Origin of the sequence: Myxococcus sp. AS-1-15 (genome assembly GCF_020037055.1) — a bacterium.
In the GTDB taxonomy this organism is placed as follows: Bacteria; Myxococcota; Myxococcia; order Myxococcales; family Myxococcaceae; genus Myxococcus; species Myxococcus fulvus.
In genome coordinates this window covers 200,489-216,019 of record NZ_JAIQDF010000004.1, presented here as the reverse complement: position 1 = coordinate 216,019, position 15,531 = coordinate 200,489, and the positions used below count along the sequence as shown (strand labels likewise).

The window sequence follows — 15,531 nt, the reverse complement described above, 5'->3', positions numbered from 1 at the left end:
GGAGTAAAGCGGGCGCAAGGTACGGTATCGGACACGGGCGGGCAAGCAACGCCGCCATGGCATTCGTACAGTCCCCCTATTCAGGCCCCCCTTCACGGAGAGCAAGCAGACATGCGGCAGCGTCATTCCAGTGTGACTGACATCGAGATCATCGAGGATTTCTCGTCTACGGCGCGCTGCGACGAAGGCTTCCTCCGAGTGAAGCGGCTGCGGTGTCGCAACCGACGCGCGGATGGCTCCTCGTCGTCCGTGTACCGCGTGGACGTGGTGGACCGGCCCCGGTTGGATGCCGTCGCCGTGCTCGTCTATCGACGCGGTGCGGCGGGACTCGAGGTCCTGACGCGGATGAACCTCCGGCCCGCGGCGTACTTCCGGAAGGATCAACGCGACGCGATGACGGTGCCGGACCCGGGCACGGGCTACCTGCGGGTGGAGGAGATCGTCGCCGGCCTGCTCGAGCCCGAGGACAAGGGCGAGGAGGGCCTCAAGAAGCGCGCGGCGGCGGAGGTCCACGAGGAGGCGGGCTATCCGGTGCGGCTCGAGGACATCCAGCTGTTGGGCGGCTCGTTCTTCCTGGCGCCGGGCATCCTGTCGGAGAAGGTCTTCCCCGCGGCGGTGGACGTCACGGACGTGTCGCAGGAGGAGCCCGAGGGAGACGGCTCGCCCCTGGAGGAGGGGACGCAGCTGCACTGGCGCCCGCTGGGGGAGGTGCTGGAGGCGTGCCGGCGCGGGGACATCCCGGACGCGAAGACGGAGGTGGCGCTCACGAGGTTGCTCGCCCGATTGGGATGAGCACGGAGTTTCTCAGGGGGCGGCGGCCGGGGTAGGGTGCGCGGCGTTTTCGCACTCCACTGCCGAGGTCGCTGCATGTCGTCGCTGCCCCCGTGGCTGGCCAACCTGTTGCCCATTCTCATCCTGCTGGGAGCCATCGCGCTCGTGCTCGCGCGGCTGCCCAAGGTGGAGCTGGGCCACACGGACGCCTTCCGCCGACGCCGCTTCTTCAACTGGTTCCCGCTGGGGATGACGTACGCGTTCCTCTACATGGGGCGCTACAACCTCAACGAAGCCACCAGCGCGATGAAGGGCCACACGTCCAACGCGGACTTCGGCACCATCTTCTTCTGGGGCACGCTCGTCTACGGCTGCGCGTTCCTGCTCAACGGACCGCTGACCGACAGGCTCGGGGGCCGCAAGACCATCCTCTTGTCGGCCGCGGGCTCGTCGGTGGCCAACGTGCTGATGGGCGTGGTGGTCTACAAGGTCCTCACCGAGGGCTGGCAGCCGCCGGGCGGCATCGTGGGGACGCTGTCGTTCCTCTACGCCGTCAACATGTACTTCCAGAGCTTCGGCGCGGTCTCCATCGTCAAGGTGAACGCGTCCTGGTTCCATGTGCGCGAGCGCGGTCAGCTGGGCGGCGTCTTCGGCATCCTCATCTCGCTGGGCGTCTACTTCGCCTACGACTGGAGCCGCTTCATCGCCAAGGCGGCGCCCACGTACTGGGTGTTCTTCGTGCCGGCGGCCATCCTCGCGGCCTTCGTGGTGCTGGACTTCTTCGTCATCCGCGACACGCCCAGCCACACGGGCCACCCGGACTTCGATACCGCGGACGCGTCCAGCGGCGAGGTGGCGTCCAGCAGCGTGTGGGAAGTGTTCAAGAAGATGATCAGCAACCGCACCATCATCATCATCCTGATGGTGGAGTTCTGCAGCGGCTTCATGCGCAACGCCATCATGCAGTGGTACCCCAAGTTCGCGAAGGCGACGGGCCTGTCGGAGGCGTTCGTCGCGGCCAACTGGGGCATGCTGCTGTGTGTCGCGGGCATCACCGGCGGCATGTTCGCCGGCGTCATCAGCGACCGCGTGTTCGACTCGCGGCGCGGGCCGGTGTCGGCGGTGCTCTACGCGGGCATGAGCCTGGGCGCGGTGGCCACGCTGTTCCTGCTCAACAGCCCGGCGCTCGGCTGGACGGTCATCTTCATGTCCCTGTGTGTCATCGGCGTGCACGGCATGCTGTCGGGCACGGCGAGCATGGACTTCGGCGGCAAGAAGAACGCGGGCCTCGCGGTGGGCATCATCGACGGCGCCGTGTACGCGGGCACCGCCCTCCAATCCATCCTGCTGGGGCGCATCCTCCCGGCGGGGGAGGTGGCCAAGGACCCCAACAACTGGGGCAACTGGCCCCTGGCCATGCTGCCCCTGTCCTTCGCGGGCCTGCTGTTGGCCACGCGGGTGTGGAATGCCCGCCCGCAGCCGAAGACGGCGCCCGTCGGGGGGGCCTCGGTGGTCACCCAGCCGGTTGCGACTCCCAAGACCGGTACGGGAGGCTGAGGCCGTTGTGGACCGCAGGACGTCACGGGGGCGTCACTCCCCCGTGACAGGGTTGTGACGTAGAGTGTGGACGTGTCCCAGGTACCCGCCCCACTGCCACTGCAGAGCCGCTTCGAGGTTCACGACCGGAAGCAGTTCGAGATCAAGCTCGAGTACCAGCCCTCGGGGGCGGACGAGACGCGCTACCTGGTGGAGGCGCACCTGTTCCTCCCGGGGAGCCTGAACATCGACGCGGAGACGTACCCCCGCGCGGACTTCTACGCGGACATCCACAACTACGTGCGCTTCAAGACGCCGGTGATGGCGGTGCAGGAACTGCTCACGTCGGACGCCTCGCCGCTGGTGCGGCTGGAGGCGTGGCTGCGCACGGGGCTGGGCTCGGAGAAGGACATCGTCTACCAGGCGAAGCTCCTGTCGTGCGTGCTGCGCGGGGCGCTCAGGCGCTTCGCCACGGGCGTGGAGACGCGCTGCGAGGGGCCGGTGGCGCTGCCCACGGAGGCGTGCGCGACGCTGGAGTCGGACGTGGTGGCGATGCAGGCGGGGGTGACCGAGGTGCTCGCGCGCTTCCGGCAGTGGCTGCGCTCGGTGGGGGAGCTGCGGCTGCAGGAGCGCTCGCGCGCGTCGCTGCGGCTGGTGGACGAGTACGTGAGCCTGCTGGTGGAGAACGGCTTCCGGCGCGCGGTGGCGGACATGAAGGCGCTTCCGCGTGGGGAGCCGTGGCTGCAGCTTCGCAAGGGGCTGATGGAGGCGGTGCTGCGCGAGGAGTCCTACCGCAAGGAGCACCGGCTTCGCAGCGTGCTGAGCCCCACGGGGGACAACGAGGAGTACATCCAGCGGCTGGGCATGCTGAAGAAGTTCTGCATGAACGTGCTCTTCCTGTCCTCGCGCCGGCGGCAGAAGCGGCAGGGCTGGGAGGAGGTGCTCTTCGCGCTGGCGGCGGGCATCGCCATGGCCTTCGCGACGGCGGTGGCGCTGTGGGCGCAGATCCGCTTCACGCAGGTGAGCCTCAACTTCTTCCTCATCGCCGTGGTCGGCTACATGATGAAGGACCGCATCAAGGAGGGCCTGCGCCGGGTGCTCAGCCGGGTGGCGGCCACGCACCTGTCGGACCGCACCGCGGACCTGGTGGACCCGGTGACGGGGCGGACCATCGGCACGTGCGAGGAGCGCGTGGACTACGCGCCCAAGGTCCCCGACTCGGTGGCCTCGCTGCGCCACCAGGACGACTTCCTCACCGTGTCCCAGGGCGAGCTGACCGAGACGGTCATCCGCTACCAGAAGCACATCATCCTGGACGCCCGGCTCCTGCCGCGCACGGAGCGGGGCCTGTCGGGCGTGACGGACATCCTGCGCTTCAACGTGGAGCGCTTCCTGCGCGACATGGACGAGCCGGAGCTGGCGCTCGAGTACGTGGACCTGGCGGACCTGTCCGTGGGTCACATCCGGGGCGCCAAGCGTTATCCGGTGGACGTCGTGCTGCGCTTCACCGTCGAGGAGGAGGAGACGGACCGGCGCCAGGAGAGCACGCAGTTGGTGCGGCTGGTGCTGGACCGCAACGGCATCCAGCGCATGCTGCGCTTCGCGGACACGGCGGCCGGGGCGCCCCCTGGCCCCATGCCCTGGCAGTCGGCCGCCTGAGTCGGGCGGTTTCGGCGGCGCTCGGCGGCCCGCGCGGGTAATGTTCGCCGCGCTCATGGCCCACGAAGACTTCAAGAAGCGCATCCGCGACGACTGGCGCGACAGCCTCCACGCCATCCTGGCCAAGGCCCGCTCGCTCGGGGAGCAGGCGGTGCTGGCGTTCGACCTGGACTCCACCCTGCTCGACAACCGGGAGCGCCAGGCGCGCATCCTCCGGGAATACGGCACAGCGCACGCGGTGGAGCCGCTGTCCACGTGCAAGGCCCACCATTGGAACTCCGGCTGGGACATGCGCGAGGCGATGCGCGCGTGCGGCCTGGAGGCGGCCCTGGTGGAGCGGCACTTCGAGCCCGCGCGCCACTTCTGGGGCGAGCGCTTCTTCACCAGCGAGTACTGCGCGGTGGACGAGGCCATCGACGGCGCGGCGGCCTTCACGCACGCGGTGGTGGGCACCGGCGCCCGGCTCGTCTACGTCACGGGCCGTCACGAGGGCATGCGCGGGGGCTCCGTCGCCTGCATGCGCCGGCTCGGCATGGCCGTGCCGGATGGGGAGCGGGTGATGCTCGTGATGAAGCCCGCGCCCTACGACGACGACGATGCGTTCAAGCGCGAGGCCCATGCGCAACTGGGCCGGCTGGGGACCGTGGTGGCCGCCTTCGACAACGAGCCCACCCACGCCAACGACTACCGGCGCCGCTTCCCCGACGCCACCGTCATTCATCTGGCCACGGATCATTCCGGCCGGCCGGTGACGCTCCTGGACGGCATCATCAGCGTGCCGCACTTCACGCTGGTTTCCTGACGCACCGCGCCTGAATTTTCGGGGGAAGGGCGCGGGGTTTGAAAGGCTTTGAAGTCCCAGGTCCGCGCGCTATGAGGCGCACGGCATTCGCCGTCCCCGGGTGAGGAGGGACGGCCTGCATGGAGGCACCCGCGGTGGCCAGCCCGTACTCGAAAGAACAGCTGTTGACGATGTACCGGAAGATGTACCTCATCCGCCGTTTCGAGGAGCGCGCGGGTCAGCAGTACACGCTGGGGAAGATCGCCGGCTTCTGCCACCTGTACATCGGGCAGGAGGCGGTGGCGGTGGGGCCCGTGGAGGCCATCCGCCAGGACGACTACATGCTCAGCGCCTACCGCGACCACGGCCAGCCCCTGGCGCGCGGCAGCGACGCGGGCATGGTGATGGCGGAGCTGTTCGGCCGGGGCTCCGGCTACAGCAAGGGCAAGGGCGGCTCGATGCACATCTTCGACATCGAGCACCACTTCTACGGGGGCTACGGCATCGTCGGCGGGCAGATTCCGCTCGCGGCCGGCATGGCCTTCGCCAGCCGCTATCGCAACGAGGACCGCGTGACGGTCTGCTATTTCGGCGACGCGGCGGCCAACCAGGGCGCGCTCCACGAGACGTTCAACATGGCGTCCAAGTGGAAGCTGCCGGTCATCTACATCTGCGAGAACAACCGCTACGGCATGGGCACGGCCATCGCGCGCACGTCGGCGGTGCCGGAGATCTACAAGCGCGCCGCGGCGTACGACATGCGCGGCGAGCCGGTGGACGGCATGGACGTGCTGAAGATGTACGAGGCCGTGAAGGACGCGGCCGCGTGGTGCCGCGCGGGCAAGGGCCCGGTGCTGCTGGAGGCGAACACGTACCGCTTCCGTGGCCACTCGATGGCGGACCCGGCCAACTACCGCACCAAGCAGGAGGTGGAGGAGGAGCGCAAGAACGACCCCATCCCCAAGCTGCGCGACTACGCCATCAAGAATGGCCTGGGGGCGGACGCGGACTTCGAGCGCATCGAGGAAGAGGTGAAGGCGCAGGTGGACGCCGCGGTGAAGTTCGCGGACGAGTCCCCGGAGCCGAGCCTGGAGGAGCTGTGGCGCGACACCATCGTCGAGCCGGGCGAGGAGGACGTTCGCCCGCGTGAGCGCGTGCTGGGCGTGAAGGTGACGAACTGGCCGAAGTACCCGAGCGGCCAGGAGCTGAAGGTCACCTGGGACCTGGAGCCGCGCGAGCAGGCGGAAGCCGCGGACAAGAAGGCGGGCCTGAGCAACTAGTGCCCGGCCCGTCACACCCCAACCCTTTTTGATTTCGAGTCGGAGCCGACGATGCCCGAGTTGATGTACCGCGAGGCCCTGAACCAGGCGCTCGCCGAGGAGATGGAGCGCGACGCCAACGTCTTCCTGATTGGCGAGGAGGTGGGCCGCTACAACGGCGCCTTCAAGGTGTCGCAGGGACTGCTGGACCGGTTCGGGAGCGCGCGCATCATCGACGCGCCCATCTCCGAGCTGGGCTTCGGTGGAATGAGCGTGGGCGCGGCCATGGTGGGCCTGCGTCCGGTGGTGGAGATGATGACGTGGAACTTCGCCATCCTGGCGATGGACCAGATCGTCAACAACGCGGCCAAGCTGCGCCACATGTCCGGCGGCCAGCTGCGCTGCCCCATCGTGTTCCGGGGCCCGGGCGGCGCCGGCGGCCGGCTGTCCAGCCAGCACAGCCAGGCGTTGGAGGCCAACTACGCGCACTTCCCCGGCCTGAAGGTGATTGCTCCGGCCACGCCCGCGGACGCCAAGGGCATGCTCAAGGCGGCCATCCGGGACGAGAACCCGGTCATCATGTTCGAGGGCGAGCGGCTCTACGCGCTCAAGGGCGAGGTGCCCGAGGGCGAGCACGTGGTGCCGCTGGGCAAGGCGGACGTGAAGCGCGAGGGCACGGACGTCACCATCATCACCTGGAGCCGCATGTATTACTTCTGCATGCAGGCGGCCGAGGAGTTGGCGAAGGAGGGCATCAACGCGGAGGTCCTGGACCTGCGCACGTTGAGGCCGCTGGATGAGGAGGCCATCCTCGCGAGCGTGCGCAAGACGAACCGCGCCGTCATCGTGGAGGAGGGCTGGGCGCTGGCGGGTGTGGGCGCCTCCGTGGTGGACATCATCCAGTCCAAGGCGTTCGACGACCTGGATGCGCCGGTGGAGCGCGTGACGGGGCTCGACGTGAACATGTCCTACGCGGCGAACCTGGAGAACGCGACGCAGCCGGACGCGCCCAAGATCATCGCGGCGGTGAAGAAGGTGCTGTACCGCGAGGGAGCCTGACCCGTATGGCCACGCCCATTCAGATGCCGAGCCTGTCCCCGACGATGACGGAGGGGAAGATCGTCAAGTGGCTGAAGAAGGTGGGGGACAAGGTCTCCTCCGGTGAGGCCATCGCCGAGCTGGAGACGGACAAGTCCAACCTGGAGATCGAGGCGTACGACGACGGCTACCTGCTGGAGATCGTCGTCAGCGAGAACCAGACGGCCCCCGTCGGCGCGCCCATCGCCTATGTCGGCGCGAAGGGCGAGAAGGTCGCTGCCGGAGGCGCGCCCGCGCCGAAGGCCGCCGCGCCGGCTCCCGCGCCCGCCGCCGCTCCCGCGCCGAAGGCCGCCGCGCCCGAGGCCCCCAAGCCCGCTGCCGCCCCCGCCGCGTCCGGTGGTGGGGACCGCATCGCCATCCAGTTGCCGAGCCTGTCCCCGACGATGACGGAGGGGAAGATCGTCAAGTGGTTGAAGAAGGTGGGGGACAAGGTCTCCTCCGGCGAGGCCCTGGCCGAGCTGGAGACGGACAAGTCCAACCTGGAGATCGAGGCCTACGACGATGGGACACTGGCGGAGATCGTCGTCGGTGAGAACCAGACGGCCCCGGTCGGCTCGCCCATCGCGTACCTCACGCCCAAGGGGGGCAAGGCGGCCGCCGCCGCTCCCGCGCCGAAGGCCGCCGCGCCCGAGGCCCCCAATGCCGCTCCCGCCGCGCAGCCGGTCCAGGCTCCCGCTCCCCAGGCGCCTTCCGCGTCCGGTGGGGGACGCCGGGTCCGGGCCAGTCCGCTCGCCAAGAAGATTGCCCAGGCGCGCGGGCTGGACATCGCGCAGGTGCAGGGCTCGGGTCCCTCGGGTCGCGTGGTGAAGCGCGACATCGAGGAGGCGCTGGCCAAGGGTGGAGCGAAGGCCCCCGCGCAGGCGCCCTCCGCGCCGGCCGCGAGGAAGGGCCCCTCGGCGCCGACGGTGGCGCGCGCGGAGTCCCGCACCGAGCCCCTGTCCTCCATGCGCAAGGTCATCGCGCAGCGGATGACGGAGGTGAAGCCCGGCGTGCCGCACTTCTACCTCACCATCGAGGTGGAGATGGACGCCGCGGTGAAGGTGCGCGAGGAGGCGAAGGCGATGGACCTCAAGGTCTCCGTCAACGACCTCATCGTGAAGGCCGTGGCCATGGCCGTGCGCCGCTACCCGAAGGTCAACGTGTCGCTGCAGGGTGACCAGGTCATCCACCACGGCTCGGTGGACGTGGGCATCGCGGTGGCGCTGGAGCAGGGCCTCATCACCCCCATCGTCCGCGACGCGGACACCAAGGGGCTGCAGGCGCTGTCCACGGAGATTCGCGAGCTGGCGGAGCGCGCGCGCAAGCGGGCCCTCAAGCCCGAGGAGTACACGGGCGGCTCCATCACCGTGAGCAACCTGGGCATGTACGGCATCGACAACTTCGCCGCCATCATCAACCCGCCGCAGGCCTCCATCCTCGCGGTGGGCGCGGTGACGGACAAGGTCGTGGTGCGCGACGGGCAGATGGTCATCCGCAAGATGATGTCGGCCACGCTGTCGTGCGACCACCGCATCGTCGACGGTGCCATCGGCGCGGAGTTCCTCCGCGAGCTGCGCGGCCTGCTGGAGCACCCCACGCGGCTGCTCTTCTAGGCTGCTTGCAGGTGAGTGGCCCGCTTCCTCGCTCCGTCCCCGGAGCGGCTGGGAGCGGGCCCTCTCGTTTCTACTCGCGGGTGGGCTCGCGCTCGCCCGCCTCTTCCTCCTCGAGCTTGCGTTGCGCCTCCGTCACCCGGGCCTGCTGCTCGCGCGGCGTGCCGGTGGGGAGCTCCTGCTCATCCTCGTGCGAGCGTCCGCGGATTCCGGGCCAGGGCTCGGGGCGCGTGGCCTCCACGTGGTCGATGCGCTCGGCGTAATCCGCGTCACTGCCCGCCTTGCGCGGCTTGTCGTCGGGCTTGTCCTGGTGCGCCATGACGAAGTCCCTCCTGAGGGTGCGTGTGAAGTTGCGCGATTAACGGTGGGGCGCCCCGCGGAAGGTGGCCACCCGGGGCCCGCTGCGTGGCCCGCTCTCCCGGTTGCTGGGCGGGCACGAAAAAAAGGCCGGCAGCCGAATCGGTTCGCTGCTTAACTTCGTCCAAATGAACGACGACATGACACGCGAACGGCTTGTCCAGGGTGTGTCGGAGTTGGAGGAGCGGGTGGGCCCGCCGCTGCCTCTCGCGCAGTCGCTGCATCAGGCCCTGCTCGGCGCGGTGTTCCCCCTCACCGCGGAAGAGCTCACCTGGGTGGCTCGTGAGAACGAGGCCCCGCCCACGGTGCTCTCGCTGTTGGGCGCCCTCCCCAGGGGCCGCTTCGCCTCCGTGGACGCGGTGGCCGTGGCCCTGGAGCAGGACACCGGTGATGCCCTGGCGTCCCCGGACACACCCGCGCCCGTCCTCACCTCCACTCGCTGAACCCTCACTCCTCCTGCGCCCTCCCGTCGCCGGCATGCCCGGTGAGCGGGCAGGGTGACGGGCACTCGTCTGGATTTTCCTGGGGGTCAAACCTGTCTGGTTGGTCTAGAGTTCGCGAGGCATTACGTCCCGGGGGGACGGTTCCGTCGGCACCCAGCAGAAAGGGAGTCGGAGGAGGCGCTATTCTAGGCGGCACCAGCCTGGCCTCTTTGAGGGATAGCCGGCCAGGAGGAGCGTCATGAACCCGTCTGAACTACCCGCGGTGCTGTACGTCGACGATGACGCGCTGAACCTGCGGGTCTTCGACGCGAACTTCGGACAGCGCTTCCGCATCTTCCGCAGCGCGTCTCCCAGCGAGGCGCTGGCGTTGCTCGAGCAGCGCAAGGGCGAGATTGGCGTCATCCTCTCCGACCAGCGGATGCCGGGGATGACGGGCGTGGAGCTGCTGGAGCGCGCGCGTTCGATTGCCCCCGACGCCAAGCGCATGCTCGTCACGGCGTACGCGGACATGCAGGCGGTCATCGACGCGGTGAACCGCGGCCAGGTGACGCGCTACTTCGTCAAGCCGTGGGACCGCTCGGAGCTGCAGGCGGCGCTGGACGACGCGCTGAAGATTGCCCGGCTGGAGCTGCGCATCCGCGAGGTGGAAGGGCGGATGATGAAGTCGGAGCGTCTGGCCACGCTGGGGCAGGTGACGGCGGGCATCGCGCACGAGCTGATGGGCCCGGTGGGCTACCTGTCGCAGAACGTGTCCTCGCTGCAGCGGGATTTGACGAGCGTCATCCAGTACGTGTCCAAGCACCTGTCTTCGGACCCGAACCCGTCGGTGGCGGAGACGGTGGAGGACCTGCCCGCGCTCATCAAGGACCTGGCGGACGGCGCCGAGCACCTGCGTCAGGTGGCGCTGGGCCTGAGGGCCCAGGCGCGCGGCGAGGACATGGAGGCCACCGCGGACGTGGCCGAGGTGGTCTCCTTCGCGGTGAAGCTGGCGCGGGCGGAGGTGCGGGACAGGGCACGGCTGACGAGCAACGGCGAGGCGGTGCGCGTCATCTTCGGGCCGGTGAAGCTGTGCCAGGTGCTGCTCAACCTCGTGGTGAACGCCGCGCAGGCCATGTCGGGCACGGGGCGGCAGGGGCGCATCGAGGTGCGCTGGGCGGTGCGGCCTGACGACGTGGTGCTGACGGTGGCGGACAACGGCTGCGGCATCCCCGTGGACCTGCAGGAGCGCGTGTTCCAGCCGCTGTTCACGACGAAGCCGGTGGGAATCGGCACGGGCCTGGGCCTGTCCATCTGCCGCGAGCTGGTGGCGCAGGCGGGAGGCAACCTGCGGCTGTCGTCCACGCCCGGCGAGGGCACGGACATCGAAATCACCCTCCGGCGAGCCCCGCCCCTCTGAGGCCGAAGGCGTTGCTGAGCATGCGCCACACGCGGTGGAGCGTCTCTCCCTCCGCGTGGCGCACCTTCTCCACCAGCACGGCGCGCCGGGCCTGGGCGCCCTGGGGGCCGTACTCCACGACCAGCGCGTAGCCGGAGCCGGTGCGCTCGACGATGTGCACGGCGCGGACCTCGTCGAAGGGGATGAGCTCCGTGCGGGTGGCGCCGGGAGTCCACGCCAGTCGCTCGACTCGCAGGGTCTCCGAGCGGAAGTGGAGCACGAAGCGGCGGCGGCCGAGCTTCGACTCGAGCCGGAGGGCGGCTCCCACCAGGGCCGCGGCCACCAGGGCCAGGGTGGCGGAGGCGGCCGGGAGCGAGCCCTTCTCCTGTCCCACCAGGACGGCGGCGCCCAGGGCGCAGCCCACGGCGACACCGACACACAGGCCCGGCAGCATGCGCGCATCCCACCGGGGCGGGCGGGATTCCCCCACCAGCCGGCCCCCGTCGTAACGCAGGCGCACGTCGCCTAACAGCGGGGGCACCCGATTCTCCTGCAACGCGTCCTCGAAGCTCGCCACGGGCATAAGCATACCGGTCCCCGCATGCGAGCCTCGAAGTCCGCGTGAAGCTGTGCGAATCTCCAAAGCCATGGATCTCCCGTTCGAGACCGGTGAGGGCGACGGTGGGGAGGGGGGAACGCTCGCCTCGACGGTGTTGGTGGTGGACGACGAGCCCGTCGTGCTCGACATCTGCGCCCGCTTGTTGGAGCGCGAGTCGGACCTCGTGGTGCTGGTGGCGGCGAGCGCGGAGGAGGCGCTGCCGATACTGCGTGAGCAGCGCATCGACGTGCTGGTGACGGACAAGAACCTGCCCGGCATGGGCGGGGTGGAGCTCGTCGCGCAGGCGCGGACGCTGCAGCCCACGCTGGAGGCGCTGATGATCACCGCCTACGCGAGCAGCGAGTCCGTCATCGCGGCCTTCGCGGCGGGGGCGAGCGACTACATCCTCAAGCCCTTCGATGACCTGCGGGTGCTGCGCGCCAAGGTGCGCGCGGCGCTGGAGCGGCGCACGTCCGGGACGCGAGTCCGCGAGCAGGCGCGGGAGGTGGCCCGGGAGGCCGCCGCGCTGCTGGCCGCCGGGCAGGACGCGCCGGAGCCCGCGCACGTGGCGCTGGAGGAGGAGCTCCGGGCCTACGAGGAGTCGTCACGCCAGGTCCAGGCGGGCCGCGTGGCGGTGGTGGGCAGCGCCGAGGCACTGGAGTCGCTGCGCGAGTCCGGGTTCGAGGTGCGGGAGCTGCCGCCGTACGCGCCGGAGCTCGAAGAGGTGGACGTCGTGGTGGTGGAGACGGGGGACCCTCAGTGGCGAACGCTGGCGGAGCGCCTGCAGAGCCGGCCGCCGGATGTGCTGCTGCTGGCCAGTCCCGAGGCGGACCTGGGTGACCTGCTGGAGGCCATCACCCTGCGCATGGACCTGGTGGGCTTCGGCACCACGCAGGGCGCCAGCGTCCTGCCGGAGAAGGTGCGGATGCTGCTGTTGCGCCGGGGTGTCCAGCGAGCCCAGGACCGACTGGCCGCCGCGCTCTCCGCGTTCCGCCAGAGCATCCTCGCGCCGTCGGCTTGAGCCGGTGCTTCAGGCCTCGCCGGCGTCGAGCTGGCGTGCGAGGTCGAGCTGAAGCGCCAGCAGCTCCGTCATGGGCACAGCCCGTCGAGACACCTGGGTGAGGTCCTTGCCTTCGGCCGTCCAGAGGGGAGGGTGGAGGGAGAAGCCCTCATCCGGTGAGAGCCTCGAGGCCTCTTCGCTCCAGCCGGCCGCGCGGTACGCGCCATAGAACCCGGCGAGATCTCCAGAGAGGAAGAAGGCCAGCAGGTCCGAGTAGCCACGCCCCAGGTCCTCCCAGCGGAGCGTGTCGGGCGCGAAGTAGAACGCGCTGCCTCGCCCTTCGCCGAGTGCCCCGCCGTCGAGCGCGAAGAAGCCGCCGAGGACATCATGGGCCACGAGCAGCATTCCCCGGCTCGCAGCCACTGCGGGATGCGGGCCCAGCGCATTCCACGTCGCCAGACTGCCGCGCATGCGCGGGCCTCCGCCGCCCAGGATTCGGAGCCAGCCCCCGTCGACGAGCAGGCCCCCTGTCTCGTAGGCCACCGCGCCCAGGGGAGAGCGCGTCGTCACCTGAAGCAGGTGGAGCACAGCTCCGGCGGCGGCTTCGTCGCGAGGCAGGACCTCGACCGGGTGGCTCGCCGAGCCCAACCACTCCCGCACCAACGGCCACGCGGGGTCCTCGGTTTCGAGCAACGCCTCGAGCGGCCGCATGCGTCACCCCACTCCGGAAAAACAAAACGCCGCCTTCTTTTCAGAAGGCGGCGTCTGAGTGACCCTGCCGGGATTCGAACCCGAGTTTGTGCCGTGAGAGGGCACCGTCCTAACCGCTAGACGACAGGGCCGACATTTCGCTGCAACCACCGTGTTTCTGCTGCTGCTTCCTACATCCTGCTTCAGCTCTCGTCAACCATCTTGATTCGAGCTTTTTTTGCTGCGGACTGCGGTGCTGCGAGCTGGGGAACTAGGATTCGAACCTAGATAAGCAGAGTCAGAGTCTGCTGTCCTGCCGTTAGACGATTCCCCAATCACTGCGGCTGCCTCTACTACCAACACCGCCCATCGACTGCAACAACTTCGGTGGGCGTTTCCTGCTGACTGCTCTACTTCTTCTTCCCTGACTTGGGCTCCGGCTTCTTCGCCGGCTTGGCCGCTTGCTGCGTCGGGACGATGTAGATGCGAACTTCCTCGTTCGCCTCGTAAATATTCAGCCCCGCGAAGTTCTTCCCCGAGGGGTTGGTGATGTGGACCGCCTTCACGCCCGGCTGGTTGACGATCTGCCTCCGAGGATAACTGCTCGTCGAGTAGACCGAGCGGTAGTAATCCAACGTCGCCTCGAAGTCTTTCGGCGTCCGGTACCGATTCTCCCCCACCTTCTGGGAGCCGTCCGGGAGCTGGGCGCCACTGACCACCTCGGCGCTCGCCACCACCGCCCAGAGCGCACACATCAACGCGCCGAGCGGGCGCGCCTTATAAAAACGCTGTCTCATGGTGTCAAGCGCTCGCATCATGGCTCGCGAAGATAGGGGCCGAAGCGGGGAACGTCCACCGCTTCGTGAGGCGGAGGTCACGCGCCGCGCGCCAGGGCGGCGTCGATGCGGCGCAGGGCCTCGTCACGACCCGCGAGCAGCAGCGTCTCGCCGATGCCCGGGCTCGTGGTGGTGCCCGTGATGGCGACCCGCACGGGTTGTGCCACCTTGCCCATGCCCACGCTGGAGGACTCGCTGACGGACTTCACCACGCCGTCCAGCGCCTCCACCGTCCACTCCGGCAGCGCGGCGATGCCGTCGCGCACCTTGCGCAAGAGCCCCAGCGAGTCCCCCGTGAGGTGCTTGGCCGCGGCCTTCTCGTCCAGCGTGACGCCGGAGCGGAAGTAGAGCGACGCGGTGGTCGCCATCTCCTCCAGCGTGCGCGAGCGCTCCTTGAGCGCGTGCACCAGCGGCACCAGGCGCGAGTCGCCCTTCACCTGGAAGCCCTTGGCCTCGAGGAAGGGCACCAGCCGCTCCGCGACGGTGGCCTCCGGCAGCTCCTTCATCCACTGCTGGTTGAGCCACAGCAGCTTCTCTGGGTTCCACACGCCGGAAGTGGTGCCGACGCCGGAGAAGTCGAACCACTCCTTCATCTGCTCGCGGCTGATGACCTCGTCGTTGCCGTGGCTCCAGCCCAACCGGATGATGAAGTTGTTGAGCGCCTCCGGCAGGATGCCCGTGCGCTTGTGCAGCATCACGTCCGCCTCGGGGTGCTTGCGCTTGGAGAGCTTCTCGCGGTCCGGTCCGAGGATGAGCGGCAGGTGCGCGAACTCGGGCGGCTTCCAGCCCAGCGCCATGTAGAGCATCAGCTGGGGGAAGGTGGAGTTGACGTGCTCCTGCCCGCGCGCCACCAGCGTGATGTCCATCAGGTGGTCGTCGATGACGCAGCCGAAGTTGTAGAGGGGGATGCCGTCCGCGCGCAGCATGACCCAGTCGTCCAGGTCCGAGTAGGGCTTGGTGATGACGCCCAGCGCCTTGTCGTCGAACGACACGGTGCCCTCGGTGGAGGGCATCTTGAAGCGGATGACGGCCTCCTCCTCGCGGCGGCCCTCGGGCGGGCCCTTCAGCTCACGGCACGTGCCCGGGTACTTGTAGAAGGCGCCGGCCTTCTCGGCCGCCTCGCGCTGCGCCTCCAGGTCCTGCCGGGTGCAGTAGCAGCGGTAGGCCTTGCCCTCGGCCAGGAGGCGCTGGGAGTGCTCGCGGTAGGTGTCCAGGCGCTGGGTCTGGAAGTAGGGCGCGTGAGGGCCCTCCTTGCCGGGGCCCTCGTCCCAGTCGATGCCCAGCCACTCGAGGCCGTCGAGGATGGCCTGCACCGACGCCTCCGTGGAGCGCACGCGGTCCGTGTCCTCCATGCGGACGATGAAGGTGCCGCCATAGCGGCGGGCCTGCAGGTAGTTCATCAACGCCGTCCGGGCACCGCCGATGTGGAGGTATCCGGTGGGAGACGGAGCGAAGCGGACGCGAGGGGCGGAAGTCATACGGGCGCGCGGATTAGCAGGGAGGCGGTCGAGGGGTCAACGCGGATGGGCGCGCTGAGGT

Annotated in this window: 14 protein-coding genes, 2 tRNA genes and 1 pseudogene; 10 read left to right on the top strand and 7 right to left on the bottom strand. The window is 69.3% G+C overall.

What is annotated here, in order from left to right:
- The first annotated feature begins 111 nt into the window (after nt 1-111).
- The 7 genes and pseudogenes from K8625_RS14055 (at nt 112) to K8625_RS14025 (ending at nt 8,696) form a co-directional block, all read left to right on the top strand.
- Nucleotides 112-792: an NUDIX hydrolase gene (locus K8625_RS14055; RefSeq protein ID WP_223783004.1), complete on the top strand. Its 681-nt coding sequence runs from the start codon at nt 112-114 to the stop codon at nt 790-792.
- A gap of 75 nt (nt 793-867) precedes the next feature.
- Nucleotides 868-2,328 (top strand): MFS transporter, encoded by a 1,461-nt coding sequence (locus K8625_RS14050; RefSeq protein ID WP_223783003.1) that lies wholly within the window; start codon nt 868-870, stop codon nt 2,326-2,328.
- 72 nt (nt 2,329-2,400) lie between these two features.
- Nucleotides 2,401-3,966 (top strand): hypothetical protein, encoded by a 1,566-nt coding sequence (locus K8625_RS14045; RefSeq protein ID WP_223783002.1) that lies wholly within the window; start codon nt 2,401-2,403, stop codon nt 3,964-3,966.
- A 55-nt stretch (nt 3,967-4,021) separates the two neighbouring features.
- Nucleotides 4,022-4,768, top strand: a complete 747-nt coding sequence (locus K8625_RS14040) for a hypothetical protein (protein ID WP_223783001.1) — start codon at nt 4,022-4,024, stop codon at nt 4,766-4,768.
- A gap of 134 nt (nt 4,769-4,902) precedes the next feature.
- Entirely contained in the window at nt 4,903-6,027 is a 1,125-nt protein-coding gene (gene pdhA / locus K8625_RS14035; protein WP_223746916.1) for a pyruvate dehydrogenase (acetyl-transferring) E1 component subunit alpha, read from the top strand.
- 42 nt (nt 6,028-6,069) lie between these two features.
- Nucleotides 6,070-7,065, top strand: a pseudogene (locus K8625_RS14030) (pyruvate dehydrogenase complex E1 component subunit beta); the annotation flags it as partial.
- Between the two features lie 5 nt (nt 7,066-7,070).
- On the top strand, nt 7,071-8,696 hold the full coding sequence (locus K8625_RS14025) for a pyruvate dehydrogenase complex dihydrolipoamide acetyltransferase (protein ID WP_223783000.1): 1,626 nt from the start codon (nt 7,071-7,073) through the stop codon (nt 8,694-8,696).
- Between the two features lie 70 nt (nt 8,697-8,766).
- Here K8625_RS14025 and K8625_RS14020 read toward each other — a convergent pair whose 3' ends face one another.
- Nucleotides 8,767-9,012, bottom strand: coding sequence for a hypothetical protein (locus K8625_RS14020; RefSeq protein ID WP_223782999.1), 246 nt, complete (start codon nt 9,010-9,012; stop codon nt 8,767-8,769).
- Between the two features lie 178 nt (nt 9,013-9,190).
- Here K8625_RS14020 and K8625_RS14015 point away from each other — a divergent pair, with 178 nt between their 5' ends.
- Together K8625_RS14015 and K8625_RS14010 are read left to right on the top strand one after the other, a co-directional pair.
- Nucleotides 9,191-9,493, top strand: coding sequence for a DUF2795 domain-containing protein (locus K8625_RS14015; RefSeq protein WP_223746780.1), 303 nt, complete (start codon nt 9,191-9,193; stop codon nt 9,491-9,493).
- A gap of 238 nt (nt 9,494-9,731) precedes the next feature.
- Nucleotides 9,732-10,889: a sensor histidine kinase gene (locus K8625_RS14010; RefSeq protein WP_141323248.1), complete on the top strand. Its 1,158-nt coding sequence runs from the start codon at nt 9,732-9,734 to the stop codon at nt 10,887-10,889.
- On the opposite strand, the gene K8625_RS14005 is transcribed toward K8625_RS14010, so the two are convergent.
- On the bottom strand, nt 10,861-11,457 hold the full coding sequence (locus tag K8625_RS14005; RefSeq protein ID WP_141323249.1) for a hypothetical protein: 597 nt from the start codon (nt 11,455-11,457) through the stop codon (nt 10,861-10,863). The genes K8625_RS14010 and K8625_RS14005 overlap by 29 nt on opposite strands.
- Before the next feature lie 58 nt (nt 11,458-11,515).
- Between K8625_RS14005 and K8625_RS14000 the strand changes: the two genes are divergently transcribed.
- Nucleotides 11,516-12,487: a response regulator gene (locus K8625_RS14000; RefSeq protein WP_194869019.1), complete on the top strand. Its 972-nt coding sequence runs from the start codon at nt 11,516-11,518 to the stop codon at nt 12,485-12,487.
- A 9-nt stretch (nt 12,488-12,496) separates the two neighbouring features.
- Here K8625_RS14000 and K8625_RS13995 read toward each other — a convergent pair whose 3' ends face one another.
- The 5 genes from K8625_RS13995 to gltX form a co-directional block, all read right to left on the bottom strand.
- Nucleotides 12,497-13,177 (bottom strand): DUF2625 family protein, encoded by a 681-nt coding sequence (locus K8625_RS13995; RefSeq protein ID WP_223782998.1) that lies wholly within the window; start codon nt 13,175-13,177, stop codon nt 12,497-12,499.
- Between the two features lie 59 nt (nt 13,178-13,236).
- A tRNA-Glu gene (locus K8625_RS13990) sits at nt 13,237-13,308 on the bottom strand.
- Nucleotides 13,309-13,419: 111 nt separating this feature from the next.
- Nucleotides 13,420-13,490, bottom strand: a tRNA-Gln gene (locus K8625_RS13985).
- A gap of 76 nt (nt 13,491-13,566) precedes the next feature.
- The gene (locus K8625_RS13980; RefSeq protein ID WP_223782997.1) at nt 13,567-13,953 is read right to left on the bottom strand and encodes a hypothetical protein; all 387 of its coding nucleotides are present in this window, start codon (nt 13,951-13,953) and stop codon (nt 13,567-13,569) included.
- Nucleotides 13,954-14,030: 77 nt separating this feature from the next.
- The gene (gltX, locus tag K8625_RS13975) at nt 14,031-15,470 is read right to left on the bottom strand and encodes a glutamate--tRNA ligase (RefSeq protein WP_223782996.1); all 1,440 of its coding nucleotides are present in this window, start codon (nt 15,468-15,470) and stop codon (nt 14,031-14,033) included.
- Between the last annotated feature and the right edge of the window lie 61 nt (nt 15,471-15,531).